Below are 11,813 nucleotides of genomic sequence, written 5' to 3'. Positions count from 1 at the left end.
GGTTTGCTCCTCAAACCTCTTTCTGCTCTACCCGCGCCAACAGCAGGGGCAGGGTATCGGCCAACAGTGTCTCTATCGGGCCATCGCGCAAAGCTTGTAGTTCCGGGCTGGCGGCCAGCACCTCGGCTGGCAACCGCCCCCAAAGTGGCGCCAGACCACGGCGCAACTCCTGCAAAAAATCTGCATCCTCCAAAGCCCCCAGTGCCAAGCCATGCAGCGTAGCCAAAGCGGCCAGCCCATCACCTTGGTGTGCAGGCACCTGCACTGGTGCCTGGGTTTGCACACATACCTTTTCAATCCACAACCGCTCGGCATCCAAAGCAATGGCCTGGGCCAATACCTCTTGGCGCAGTTGTGTTGGCTGTGCCAATAAGGCCGTATGTACCGTGCTACGACCTTGGAGCTGCACCCGCACCGCTAATGGGCGCTCCCCCACCTGTTGCGCCAGCAGCCCCTGCAAAGATTGGCCCACCGCACGTACAGCGCCAGCCCAGTCACTGCAACCGCTCACATCCACCACCAACTCCGCCCAGCGCAACACATCCACCCACAGCGGTTCGATACTGCGCACATCCCCTGCGTCTACGGTGATGAGCAATGCGCCATGTGGGCCTGTCTCACGGATATGGCGGCCTTGCAAATTACCCGGAAATGCAATGGTGGGCTCTCCTTGCCGCACCCACTGCGTGTGCACATGGCCCAAGGCCCAGTACTGGTAACCCTTGGCATCGAGTTCAGCCACCGAGCAAGGCGCATAGCTGGCATGGGAGGTGGAGCCTTCCAGCGCCGTGTGCAGCACCCCAATATTGAACCAGCCAGGCACTGGTGGCGGGTAGCTGGCAGCCAAATTCTCGGTAGTGGCTGCCTGTTTGAAACTGCGGCCATGCAAGGCCACCTGTAGCGGTGGGATGCGCAAGGTCTGGGCCTTACTGCTAGAGAAAACATGTACGTTATCGGGCAACTCCAACCGCTTGGTGATTTCGCTGTCGGCATCATGGTTGCCGTACAACAAATACACATCAATGCCCGCTTGGCGCAAGCGCCCCATTTGGCGCACCAAAAACAGCCCGGTATTGAAATCGCGCCAATCGCCATCGTACAAATCACCGGCAATCACCATGAAATCTACCGCCTCATCCATAGCCCGGCTGACCAACTGCTCCAGAGCATCGCGGGTGGCCGTGCGCAAACGTTCAGCGGGGGCGTCAGGGTAAGCAGACAGTCCACGCAACGGACTGTCCAGATGAATATCAGCAGCGTGGATGAATTTCATGCCCTGCACTGTACCCAGTTCTGCTAGCCCCTGGTTGGACGATATGGTGGCACATCCCAAACGCTGTGCCCTCACGCAAAAAACCCGGCACACAGGCCGGGTTGGTCGTTTTCCGGCACCCTAAGGTGCCGACAAACACACTGATCAATTGGTGCGGGCCAATTGTTCCAAGATATGCGGATTTTCCAGTGTGGAAGTATCTTGGGTCAGGGTCTCACCCTTGGCAATACCACGCAGCAGACGGCGCATGATCTTGCCCGAGCGGGTCTTGGGCAGGTTTTCACCAAAGCGGATTTCCTTGGGCTTGGCGATAGGGCCGATTTCCTTGCCCACCCAGTTGCGCAGCTCGTTGGCCAAGGCCTTGGCATCATCGCCAGTGGGCACGGGGCCTTTGAGCACCACAAAGGCCACGATGGCTTCGCCAGTCAGATCGTCAGGGCGGCCCACCACAGCGGCTTCGGCCACGATGTCGCTCTTAGCCACCAAAGCCGATTCGATTTCCATCGTGCCCATGCGGTGGCCAGAGACGTTGAGCACGTCGTCAATACGGCCCGTGATGCGGAAGTAACCACGGTCTTCGCTGCGCACGGCACCATCACCGGCCAAGTAGTAGCCCTTGAGCTCTTCAGGGAAGTAGCTCTTCTTGAAGCGTTCGGGGTCGCCCCAGATAGTACGGATCATCGAAGGCCAAGGCTTCTTCACCACCAAAATACCGCCCGAACCATTGGGCACGTCTTGGCCGGTTTCGTCCACGATGGCGGTGGTAATACCTGGCAGTGGCAGGGTGCAAGAGCCTGGCACCAGCGGCGTAGCGCCCGGCAGTGGGGTGATCATGTGACCGCCGGTTTCGGTTTGCCAGAAGGTGTCGACAATCGGGCAACGCTCGCCGCCCACGTTCTTGTAGTACCACATCCAGGCTTCGGGGTTGATAGGCTCACCCACCGAACCCAAAATGCGCAGGCTCGACAGATCGGAGCGGTCTGGATGCACGCTGGCATCGCTGTCGGCAGCCTTGATGAGCGAACGGATAGCAGTGGGTGCCGTGTAGAAAATGGTGCACTTGTGCTTTTCGATCATCGTCCAGAAGCGGTCGGCCTTGGGGAAGGTGGGCACGCCTTCAAAGATGATCTGTGTGGCACCAGCGGCCAACGGGCCATAGGCCACATAGCTGTGACCAGTGATCCAGCCGATATCAGCGGTACACCAGAAAACGTCGCTGTCTTTCAGATCGAAAGTCCAGTCCATCGTCAGCTTGGCCCACAGCAAATAGCCACCGGTGCTGTGTTGCACGCCCTTGGGCTTGCCAGTAGAACCCGAGGTGTAGAGCACAAACAGCGGGTGCTCGGCACCAACAAACTCGGGTGCGCACTCGGTGGATTGGGCTGCCATTTCTTCGTGCATGAAGGTATCGCGGCCAGCCACCATGTTCACCGCAGTGGGGGTACGCTGGAACACAATCACGCTCTTGGCCGAATCGCAGCCACCCATCGCCAGGGCTTCATCCACAATCGACTTGAGCGGCAACTCTTTGCCGCCACGCATTTGGTAGTTGGCCGTTACCACCGCCACCGCACCCGCATCTTGAATACGCTCGTGCAGCGCCTTGGAAGAGAAGCCACCAAACACCACGCTGTGTGTTGCACCAATGCGAGCGCAAGCCTGCATGGCAATCACGCCTTCAATCGTCATGGGCATGTACAGCACCACACGGTCGCCCTTTTGTACCCCCTTGGACTTGAGCACGTTGGCAAACTGGCTCACCTTAGCCAGCAGCTCTTTGTAGGTCACTTTGGTGACTTCACCACCATCGGCCTCAAAAATGATGGCCGTTTTGTTTTCTGTGGGGGTACCAATGTGTTTATCCAGGCAGTTGGCCGAAGCATTCAGCTCGCCGTCTTGGAACCACTTAAAAAACGGGGCATCGGACTGGTCAAGCGTTTGGGTAAAAGGCTTGTTCCAGACCACATTCTCACGGGCCAAACGGGCCCAGAAGCCCTCATAGTCGTTCTCAGCTTCGGCACACAGGGCTTCGTAGCCAGCCATGCCTGCAACACGCGCTGCGGCCACTGTGGCATCAGAGGGCGGGAAAACGCGGTTTTCGACCAGGGTAGATTGGATGGCGTTGGATGGTGCAGTCATGCGGTTTGTCTCCTGAGGTTGACTGTCAAAGATTTCGATCTACTTTGGACGCCTGCACTTACAGGCCACTGACTGACCACTGGCTGACGCCAAGTTTTGGCACCGGGTATCTCGCTATCATCCGTTCCGCGATGCAAGCCCCTCACCCCGCCCCCCACTCCCCCTCACCCTTGGTAGCCGTAGCTGCTGGGGTTCACCATAGTCGCCGCATAGCAGTGGCCAGCCTATTGCTGCTCATTGCGCTGTGCCTGGCTTGGGAACTGTTTTTAGCCCCCGTGCGTCCTGGTGGCTCTTGGCTGGCACTCAAGGCATTGCCTCTGTGCCTGCCGCTGGCTGGGCTGCTAAAAAACCGTATGTACACCTACCGCTGGCTGAGTCTGATGGTTTGGCTTTATGTCACCGAAGGGGCCGTGCGTGCTTGGAGCGACCGCCCCCCCGGCAATGTGTTGGCACTGCTCGAAGTGGTGTTGTGCTTGGTGCTGTTCACCGCCTGCACTGTGCATATCCGCCTGCGTCTGCGCAACGCCAAGCTGGCAGCCAACGGCAGCGCCAGCACGCCAGCCACCCCCACCTAACCGCCGATTGCTCCTGCCATGTCTGACCTGCTCGATGTTTTGCGCCATACCGTGGGTAGCCACCATGTGCTGACCGGAGAAGGTCTGGGCGCGTGGGAGCAAGACTGGCGCCAACGCCGCCCCCAAGGCAAAGCCTTGGCGGTGGTGCGTCCAGCCAATACCGCCGAAGTGGCCGCTGTGGTGCGCGCCTGTGCGGCCACTGGCACCCCTATCGTGCCGCAAGGTGGCAACACCAGCTTATCGCTAGGCTCTACCCCTGATGCCTCGGGGCGTGAAATCGTGTTGAGTCTGGCCCGGCTCCATGCCATCCGTGCCATCGACCCACACAACCTGAGCATGACATTAGAGGCTGGTTGCATCTTGCACCATGCCCAAGAAGCGGCCAAACAGGCTGGGTTGCTGTTTCCGCTGTCGCTGGCCTCTGAGGGCAGTTGTACCGTGGGGGGCAATCTTGGCACCAATGCCGGGGGCACCCAAGTAGTACGCTATGGCAATGCCCGTGAGTTGTGTCTGGGGCTAGAAGTGGTCACGCCCCAAGGCGAGGTCTGGGACGGCCTGCGCGGCCTGCGCAAAGACAACACCGGCTACGACCTGCGCCACCTGTTCATTGGCAGTGAGGGCACACTGGGCATCATCACCGCCGCCACCATGAAGCTCTTTCCCCTGCCTAGCGCACAACTCACAGCCTGGGCCGCTGTGCCCACCATAGAACAAGCCGTGGCCCTGCTAGGACTGGCACACCAACACCTGGGCGCGGGCCTGACCGGGCTAGAGCTGATGGGCCGCTCTGCACTGGAGTTGGTAGCACGCCATCTGCCCCATTTGCGTGTCCCGCTGCTCGCCGAGATGGCATCCCCTTGGTTTGTATTGCTAGAAAACACCGACAGCGAATCCGAAGACCATGCCCGCGACCGTTTCGAAGCCCTGATGGAGGCAGCCTTGGCCGCAGGCTGCGTTCACGATGCCGTAGTGGCACAAAACCAGACACAGGCGCAGATGTTTTGGCAGGTGCGCGAAAGCATTTCCACGGCCCAAGCACAAGAAGGGCTCAATATCAAACACGATATCGCCATCCCGATCACACGCATCCCGGCGTTTGTAGCCCATACCGATGCCCTGCTCAGCCAAGCCATTGCTGGCGTGCGAATCATCAACTTTGGGCACCTAGGCGATGGCAATTTGCACTACAACGTGCAAGCCCCCGCAGGTGATGACCCCGCCATTTTCTTGCGTGAGCAAGAGGCACGCATCAACCAAATCGTCTATGAGGCGGTGGCACAGTTTGGTGGTTCTTTCTCTGCCGAGCATGGTGTCGGTGCGCTCAAGGTGGAGCAATTGGAGCAATACCAGTCCCCCGTGGCCTTAGGCCTGATGCGGGCCATCAAGCAAGCACTAGACCCACAAAACCTGATGAATCCGGGGCGCATGCTGCGCCTCTGAACGGCCCCCCAGCAGCCTACAATCTGCTCCTTTGGCCCTCTGCTTTGCCCCATGTCTAGCCGCCCCGTCCGCTCCCAATACGAAGATTTCATGCGCCATGTTTATGAACATGGGGTCAGCAAGGGCGACCGCACCGGCACCGGCACACGCAGTGTGTTTGGCTACCAAATGCGTTTTGACTTGGGCGAGGGCTTTCCACTGGTCACAACCAAAAAGGTTCACCTCAAATCCATCATTTTGGAGTTGCTGTGGTTTTTGCGCGGCGACAGCAATGTGAAGTGGCTGCAAGAGCGCGGTTGCACCATTTGGAACGAATGGGCGCGTGAAGATGGTGATTTGGGCCCAGTGTATGGCGTGCAATGGCGCAACTGGCCCACCCGCGATGGCGGCCATATCGATCAAATTGCCCAAGTCGTCAACCAACTCAAAACCAACCCCGACAGCCGCCGCATCATTGTCAGCGCCTGGAACGTGGCCGATTTGGAGCAGATGGCGCTCATGCCCTGCCATGCCTTTTTCCAGTTCTATGTGGCAGATGGCAAGCTTTCTTGTCAACTCTACCAGCGCAGTGCCGATATCTTTTTGGGTGTGCCGTTCAACATTGCCAGCTATGCGCTCCTGACCCACATGCTGGCCCAACAATGCGACTTGCAAGTGGGCGACTTTATCTGGACTGGCGGCGACTGCCACATCTACAACAATCACTTTGCACAGGTAGAAACCCAGTTGGCACGCCCCCCACGGGCCTACCCCACACTGCACATCCGGCGCAAACCCGAATCCCTCTTCAATTACACCTACGAAGACTTTGAAGTGCAAGGCTATGAACACCACCCAGCCATCAAGGCGCCCGTGGCCGTCTGACCTCTACCTCCCCACACTATGCGTCTGCACCTGATTTATGCCCGCGCCGACAACGGCACTATCGGCTTGAATGGCCAGATGCCTTGGCACCTGCCAGAAGACTTGGCACATTTTCGCCAGCACACCCAAGGTTGCCCAGTCATCATGGGCCGCAAAACCTGGGATTCACTGCCCCCACGCTTTCGCCCATTGCCTGGCCGCAGCAATATTGTCATTACCCGCCAGCCCGACTGGACTGCTGCTGGTGCTGTGCGGGCTGCCAACCTGCAAGAGGCCGTGACTCTGTGCGGTGCAGCCCCTGTAGCCTGGGTGATGGGTGGCGCACAAATTTACGCACAAGCGGCACCCCATGCCCATGCGGCCATCATCACTGAAATTCACCAACCATTTGAGGGCGATGCGTTTGCTCCTGTGCTGGGAGATGGCTGGCAAGAAGTGCAACGCAGCCGCCACCAAGCAACCAACGGGCTGGAATACAGTTTTGTGCAACTAGAGCACCCACAGCCACTGCCACTGAGCTAACAAAGCTACCCACTCTGGGCCACGTCAGCCGACAGCCATCATGGCTTGTGCTCCCGCAGCCACGCCTCAAAAGTGTCGCAAGCAAATCGCCCTAATGCAGCAGCAAAAATTTCTTTGTGGCCGAGATAAAGGCTATGGCGCATCACCGCATAGGGATTGAGCCTGCGGCCTCCCCTTTGCTCTTCAATATATTGCTTGTACCGCTTCACGGTACCGATGTTCTCACGCAGCAACGTGTTAAAACGGGTGCGCGTGATGCCGGGCGACCAGCCATGTATGTCAGCAACAAAGCTGTCAACACGCCGAGGCTCAAAGGCGTAGTCATTGAAAAAGTGGCTGGCGATTTTCAGGAAGGTAAAAGCATTCAAATCGCTGCTGACCACTGGCGCCTGTTCAAGTGGGGGTTCTGGGGTGATCGTCGTCTCGTCAGGCGCCGCTAACAACTGCGCCTCCGTTGCATCACGAATCTGGCGAAACTCTCGGTCAGCAAGCTCAAACAGCGCCGCCAACACATTGATGCGCCGCTTCAGCGGGCTAGGAATCGATTTTTTGTATTTGATCTTGTGGTCTAGCACAGCCCAGGCATCTTGCACGATGGTGCGTACCTGCAGTTCAAAAGGGTAACCCACCACCGGCAAGCCATGCAATACTGGCGCCATCTGCGGCGTCCAACGGGGCTTCAAGTCCAAGTGCAGGCCTTTGTAACCAAAAGCGCCTTCTGTGCCCTCAACCGCTGCGGTTTTGTCGGTCACGTCCATCACCTCAAAATGCTGGCGCACGGCCTGCATTATTTTTTCGATCTCGTCTTCGTAGAGACAGACCACACGAACACCGATCAGATCGCTGATGTACGCCGCAATGGTGTAGGGGGTGTTACTCTCCTCTAAGGCCGTGCGGTATTTACGCGAAAATTTGCGCACGCACTCGGTTTTCTCTTTGATGCGCCCCTCGATTCTAGAGACCTCAATTCCCCCTGCCTGGGCCAGCACCTCTGTCAGGGTAGCCAGGTATTGGGCCAAGGCCGCTTCCATCCCTTGGCGGTGCTGCGCGTGAAACCCATGAAAGGCGGCTTCTTCAAAATCAAAGTCCAAAGAGGCCATGACAGTGCTCCTCACTCAAAAATCGTCGCTGGAACCCGTGGCTAGACTTTCAAAGCGTGTCTGGGATTTTTGAAAATACAGCTTCACAGTACCGGTAGGGCCATTACGCTGCTTACCGATGATGATCTCGGCCACATTGGGCTCTTTGCTGTCCTTGTTGTAGTAGTCATCACGGTAGATAAACATGATGATGTCTGCATCCTGCTCAATCGCCCCCGATTCGCGCAAATCAGACATCATCGGACGCTTATCTGTGCGCGTCTCCACACTGCGGTTGAGCTGCGACAGTGCAATCACTGGGCAGCCTAGCTCTTTAGCCAGCATTTTCAGACCACGCGAAATCTCGCCCAACTCGGTGGCCCGATTTTCACCCTGAGCACCTGCCGAGCCACTCATCAGCTGCAAATAGTCCACCACAATCAGGCCCAACTTCCCGCACTGGCGGGCCAAGCGCCGAGCGTTGGCTCGCAGCTCAGAAGGCGTCAGCCCCGGTGTCTCATCAATGTGCAGTGACACATTGCGCAGCCTCTCGATGGCTTCGGTCAGGCGCGGCCATTCGTCCGAGGTGAGCTTGCCCGTTCGCAGGCGCGACTGGTCTACCTTGGCAATAGAGCCCACCACCCGCACTGCCAACTGTGCGGCCCCCATTTCCATCGAAAAAATGGCTACCGGCAAATTTTCGTGCAAAGCAACATGCTCGGCAATGTTCACGGCAAAAGCCGTTTTCCCCATCGAGGGCCGGGCAGCCAACACCACCATATCGCCCGCCTGCAAGCCCGAGGTCATGCGATCGAGGTCAATAAAACCGGTGGGCACCCCAGTGATATCGTTGGGGTTCTCGGCCATCTCCTGCACACGGTCGAGCAGATCGACCACCAACTGCTCCATCGCCTGAAAGCCCTGCTTCATGCGCGAGCCTTCTTCACCGATGTTAAAAATTTTCTGCTCAGCCTCGTCCAATATTTTTTCTACTGGGCGCCCTTTCGGATTGAAGGCATTGGTGGCGATCTCGTCGCTGGCTGTGACAAGCTTGCGCAAAATGGAGCGTTCACGCACGATCTCGGCATAGCGGCGGATGTTGCTGGCACTGGGTACATACTGGGCCAGCGCGTTCAGGTAGGCCAGCCCCCCCACTTCTTCACCTTTGCCAGTGCTTTGCAGCTGCTCATATACCGTGATGACATCGGCGGGCTTGTTGCCATTGATGAGCTTGGCGATGCTAGCATAAATCAGTTGGTGATCATGGCGATAGAAGTCCGAGTCAATCAACAAGTCACCCACCCGATCCCAAGCATTGTTGTCTAGCAACAAACCACCCAGCACGCTGGACTCGGCCTCAATCGATTGGGGGGGCACCCGCAATTGCGACAGCTCACGATCATCGTAGGGTGCAAAGCCACCATCCATAGGCATGAAGGGGTCAGAAGACATTGGATTCCTTGGAGCAAGCCGGGGATGCTAGCCTTGTGCTGCCCGCATGTCATCGGACAACCCTGTGGATAAGCGGTGAAAACAGCGGAAACAACAAAAAACCGCCCGAAGGCGGTTAGCTGGACAGCGCAGGGCGCTATCAGGCGGTTTCGCCGTACACCGAAACGGTCACTTCAGCCACCACATCGGTGTGCAGAGCAACGTTGACTGTGTTGTCACCAATGGTCTTGATAGGGCCGTTGGGCAGACGGATCTGCGACTTGAGCACCTTGAAGCCTTGCTTGTTCAGCTCATCAGCGATGTCGTGGTTGGTCACGGAACCAAACAGACGGCCATCGACGCCAGCCTTTTGTGTCAACTTGAACACCTTGCCAGCCAGCTTTTCGCCTTCGGCTTGGGCAGCGGCCAGCTTTTCAGCGGCAGCTTTTTCCAATTCAGCGCGCTTGGCTTCGAATTCGGCCTTGGCAGCAGCAGTGGCGCGGCGGGCGCGGCCTGTAGGGATCAGGAAATTGCGGGCGTAACCGTCTTTGACCTTGACCAGATCACCGAGGTTACCGAGGTTCACAACCTTGTCGAGCAGGATGATTTGCATGGGTTGTGCTCCTTAGATCTTGTGCTGGTCGCTGTAGGGCACCAGGGCCAAGAAGCGGGCGCGCTTGATGGCGGTGTTGAGCTGGCGCTGATAGATGGCGCGGGTGCCGGTCAGGCGTGCGGGAATGATCTTGCCGTTTTCAGCAATAAAGTCGCGCAGGGTGTCCACGTCTTTGTAGTCGATTTCTTCGACGCCAGTGACCGTGAAGCGGCAGAAACGCTTGCGCTTGAACAGCAGCGATTGGGTGTTGCGCTTGGGGCGCTTGTCTTTGTTGAATTTCTTGAACGTGGCCATTGCGGACCTCTTGAAAATTAATTTTGTTGAATATCCTGAACGTGCAGCACGACCTGCCTGCCATTGCGCGGAGTAGCCAAAAAACCGCCAAACTGCCAAAGGCTACCTACAGGCTGGCGAGCCAACTGCTCGGCCAAGGTGCCAAAGGCTACGGCCTTGATGCTGGCCTTGACTTCTCGGGGTTGCCCGGCTTCTTGCTGGCGGGAGCTGTGCTCCAAACGCAAGGCAATGGCAGGCAGTCCGGCAGGCGTGAATCGCAGAGGCTCGGCTTCGGCGATACAGGCAGTCAAGGCAACGCGGTTTTGCACTCCGGTGGCAGGCGCTGGTGCTTAGCGTTCTGCGCGTTCGCCGGCAGCAGCGTATTCGGCTTGGCTGGCTTTGCGGGCTTCTTCGCGCTCAACGGTCTTCATCATCGAAGAGGGGCCAGTTTCAGCCTTCTTCTTTTGCACGGTGAGGTGACGCAGCACGGCATCGTTGAACTTGAAGGCGTGCTCCAACTCAGCCATCACAGCCTGGTCGGCTTCGATGTTGACGCACAGATAGTGGGCTTTGGCCAGCTTGTTGATCAGGTAAGCCAGTTGACGGCGGCCCCAGTCTTCAACGCGGTGGACTTGACCGCCGCCAGCGACGATCATGCCCTTGTAGCGTTCGAGCATGGCAGGAACCTGCTCGCTTTGATCCGGGTGGATCAACAAAATGATTTCGTAATGACGCATGCATACTCCTTCTGGATAAGAACCACCTGCTGCGCCTGTAGCAGTGTGGCAAGGCAAAACCCGAGATTATAGCCATAGCCTACGGCACCTGTACACTTGACAGGCTCTCCTGCACGTTCTTGCGCAGGCTGCTCCTCTTGCTTATCTCATGTGGTGATGCGCTTGAAATGTGCAAGGGGCGCCCCAAATGTGCAACGCACACTGTTTCACCAGTTTCTTCCACCAGAGTTTCCGACATGTCTGAAAACAATACTTCTGCTCCTGCCGTGGCCCCCGCTCCTGAAGAGATCGAGGCCGCAATGGCCGCCAATGCCTCTGACGAAATGGCACGCTTGCAGTCTGAACTGGCCGAACTCAAGGCCAAGAGCGCCGATCTGGCCGACCAGTTCCTGCGTGCCAAAGCTGAGGCCGAAAACGCCCGCCGCCGTGCGGAAGAGGAAATCGCCAAAGCACGCAAGTTTGGCATTGAAGGCTTTGCCGAAAGCCTGCTGCCCGTTTGCGATAGTCTGGACGCTGCACTGGCCCTGCCCAACGCCACAGCCCAACAGTTGCGCGAAGGCTCCGATGCCACCCTGCGCCAGCTCACTGCCGCGCTAGAGCGCAACAAAGTAGTAGCTATCAACCCACCCGCAGGCGAAAAATTCAACCCCAACTTCCACCAAGCCATCAGCGTGGTGCCTGCAGAACAAGAGTCCAATACAGTGGTGGCGGTGCTCCAAAAGGGCTATGTGATTGCCGAGCGTATCCTGCGCCCTGCACTGGTCACCGTCACAGCACCCAAATAAAAAAGTGGGCTGGCCCGACTTGAACCGGCGCAGACAGTCCACACGTTAGACGCATTCAATAATTTCACCTACATCGCGGAGA

13 protein-coding genes are annotated in these 11,813 nt (G+C 57.8%); 5 read left to right on the top strand and 8 right to left on the bottom strand.

All coding sequences use genetic code 11. From position 1 onward, the window contains the following. Positions 1 to 10: 10 nt before the first annotated feature. Both ACFO6X_RS07395 and acs read right to left on the bottom strand, forming a co-directional pair. Positions 11 to 1,273 (bottom strand): metallophosphoesterase family protein, encoded by a 1,263-nt coding sequence (locus tag ACFO6X_RS07395; RefSeq protein WP_382431578.1) that lies wholly within the window; start codon positions 1,271 to 1,273, stop codon positions 11 to 13. A 144-nt stretch (positions 1,274 to 1,417) separates the two neighbouring features. Then, positions 1,418 to 3,412 carry an acetate--CoA ligase gene (acs, locus tag ACFO6X_RS07390; protein WP_382431576.1) on the bottom strand — a complete coding sequence of 665 codons (1,995 nt, stop codon included), beginning with the start codon at positions 3,410 to 3,412 and terminating at the stop codon, positions 1,418 to 1,420. A 131-nt stretch (positions 3,413 to 3,543) separates the two neighbouring features. Between acs and ACFO6X_RS07385 the strand changes: the two genes are divergently transcribed. The 4 genes from ACFO6X_RS07385 to ACFO6X_RS07370 are packed head-to-tail and all read left to right on the top strand — an operon-like array spanning position 3,544 to position 6,813. Continuing rightward, positions 3,544 to 3,987 carry a DUF2069 domain-containing protein gene (locus ACFO6X_RS07385; RefSeq protein WP_382431574.1) on the top strand — a complete coding sequence of 148 codons (444 nt, stop codon included), beginning with the start codon at positions 3,544 to 3,546 and terminating at the stop codon, positions 3,985 to 3,987. Between the two features lie 18 nt (positions 3,988 to 4,005). Further along, positions 4,006 to 5,427: an FAD-binding oxidoreductase gene (locus ACFO6X_RS07380; RefSeq protein ID WP_382431572.1), complete on the top strand. Its 1,422-nt coding sequence runs from the start codon at positions 4,006 to 4,008 to the stop codon at positions 5,425 to 5,427. A gap of 51 nt (positions 5,428 to 5,478) precedes the next feature. Further along, positions 5,479 to 6,291, top strand: a complete 813-nt coding sequence (locus tag ACFO6X_RS07375) for a thymidylate synthase (protein ID WP_382431570.1) — start codon at positions 5,479 to 5,481, stop codon at positions 6,289 to 6,291. Positions 6,292 to 6,309: 18 nt separating this feature from the next. Continuing rightward, complete coding sequence (locus ACFO6X_RS07370) at positions 6,310 to 6,813, top strand: dihydrofolate reductase (protein ID WP_382431568.1); 504 nt, start codon at positions 6,310 to 6,312, stop codon at positions 6,811 to 6,813. A gap of 38 nt (positions 6,814 to 6,851) precedes the next feature. Here the strand turns inward: ACFO6X_RS07370 and ACFO6X_RS07365 are convergent, their stop codons facing one another. The 6 genes from ACFO6X_RS07365 to rpsF all read right to left on the bottom strand — a co-directional run bounded on the left by ACFO6X_RS07365 (position 6,852) and on the right by rpsF (position 10,946). Continuing rightward, positions 6,852 to 7,913 carry a GTP pyrophosphokinase gene (locus ACFO6X_RS07365; protein WP_382431566.1) on the bottom strand — a complete coding sequence of 354 codons (1,062 nt, stop codon included), beginning with the start codon at positions 7,911 to 7,913 and terminating at the stop codon, positions 6,852 to 6,854. Positions 7,914 to 7,928: 15 nt separating this feature from the next. Beyond that, positions 7,929 to 9,344, bottom strand: a complete 1,416-nt coding sequence (gene dnaB, locus ACFO6X_RS07360; protein WP_382431564.1) for a replicative DNA helicase — start codon at positions 9,342 to 9,344, stop codon at positions 7,929 to 7,931. A 139-nt stretch (positions 9,345 to 9,483) separates the two neighbouring features. After that, a complete protein-coding gene (gene rplI / locus ACFO6X_RS07355; RefSeq protein WP_091453998.1) occupies positions 9,484 to 9,936 on the bottom strand; it encodes a 50S ribosomal protein L9 in 453 nt (150 codons plus the stop codon). Between the two features lie 12 nt (positions 9,937 to 9,948). Then, entirely contained in the window at positions 9,949 to 10,230 is a 282-nt protein-coding gene (rpsR, locus tag ACFO6X_RS07350) for a 30S ribosomal protein S18 (RefSeq protein ID WP_044397946.1), read from the bottom strand. Between the two features lie 17 nt (positions 10,231 to 10,247). Next, positions 10,248 to 10,538, bottom strand: coding sequence for a primosomal replication protein N (priB, locus tag ACFO6X_RS07345; RefSeq protein WP_382431561.1), 291 nt, complete (start codon positions 10,536 to 10,538; stop codon positions 10,248 to 10,250). 21 nt (positions 10,539 to 10,559) lie between these two features. Next, positions 10,560 to 10,946, bottom strand: coding sequence for a 30S ribosomal protein S6 (rpsF, locus tag ACFO6X_RS07340; RefSeq protein WP_382431559.1), 387 nt, complete (start codon positions 10,944 to 10,946; stop codon positions 10,560 to 10,562). Positions 10,947 to 11,182: 236 nt separating this feature from the next. Here rpsF and grpE point away from each other — a divergent pair, with 236 nt between their 5' ends. Next, entirely contained in the window at positions 11,183 to 11,731 is a 549-nt protein-coding gene (grpE, locus tag ACFO6X_RS07335; protein ID WP_382431557.1) for a nucleotide exchange factor GrpE, read from the top strand. Positions 11,732 to 11,813 lie beyond the last annotated feature (82 nt).

Origin of the sequence: Giesbergeria sinuosa (assembly GCF_042652905.1) — a bacterium.
Lineage (GTDB): Bacteria > Pseudomonadota > Gammaproteobacteria > Burkholderiales > Burkholderiaceae_C > Simplicispira > Simplicispira sinuosa.
This window is presented reverse-complemented; position numbering and strand designations above follow the sequence as displayed.

Coding starts and splice junctions, on each gene's coding strand:
- rpsR (WP_044397946.1), bottom strand. CDS start 10,230: ATGGCCACGTTCAAGAAATTCAACAAAGACAAGCGCCCCAAGCGCAAC.
- ACFO6X_RS07375 (WP_382431570.1), top strand. CDS start 5,479: ATGTCTAGCCGCCCCGTCCGCTCCCAATACGAAGATTTCATGCGCCAT.
- rplI (WP_091453998.1), bottom strand. CDS start 9,936: ATGCAAATCATCCTGCTCGACAAGGTTGTGAACCTCGGTAACCTCGGT.
- ACFO6X_RS07380 (WP_382431572.1), top strand. CDS start 4,006: ATGTCTGACCTGCTCGATGTTTTGCGCCATACCGTGGGTAGCCACCAT.
- rpsF (WP_382431559.1), bottom strand. CDS start 10,946: ATGCGTCATTACGAAATCATTTTGTTGATCCACCCGGATCAAAGCGAG.
- dnaB (WP_382431564.1), bottom strand. CDS start 9,344: ATGTCTTCTGACCCCTTCATGCCTATGGATGGTGGCTTTGCACCCTAC.
- ACFO6X_RS07385 (WP_382431574.1), top strand. CDS start 3,544: ATGCAAGCCCCTCACCCCGCCCCCCACTCCCCCTCACCCTTGGTAGCC.
- acs (WP_382431576.1), bottom strand. CDS start 3,412: ATGACTGCACCATCCAACGCCATCCAATCTACCCTGGTCGAAAACCGC.
- grpE (WP_382431557.1), top strand. CDS start 11,183: ATGTCTGAAAACAATACTTCTGCTCCTGCCGTGGCCCCCGCTCCTGAA.
- ACFO6X_RS07370 (WP_382431568.1), top strand. CDS start 6,310: ATGCGTCTGCACCTGATTTATGCCCGCGCCGACAACGGCACTATCGGC.
- ACFO6X_RS07395 (WP_382431578.1), bottom strand. CDS start 1,273: ATGAAATTCATCCACGCTGCTGATATTCATCTGGACAGTCCGTTGCGT.
- ACFO6X_RS07365 (WP_382431566.1), bottom strand. CDS start 7,913: ATGGCCTCTTTGGACTTTGATTTTGAAGAAGCCGCCTTTCATGGGTTT.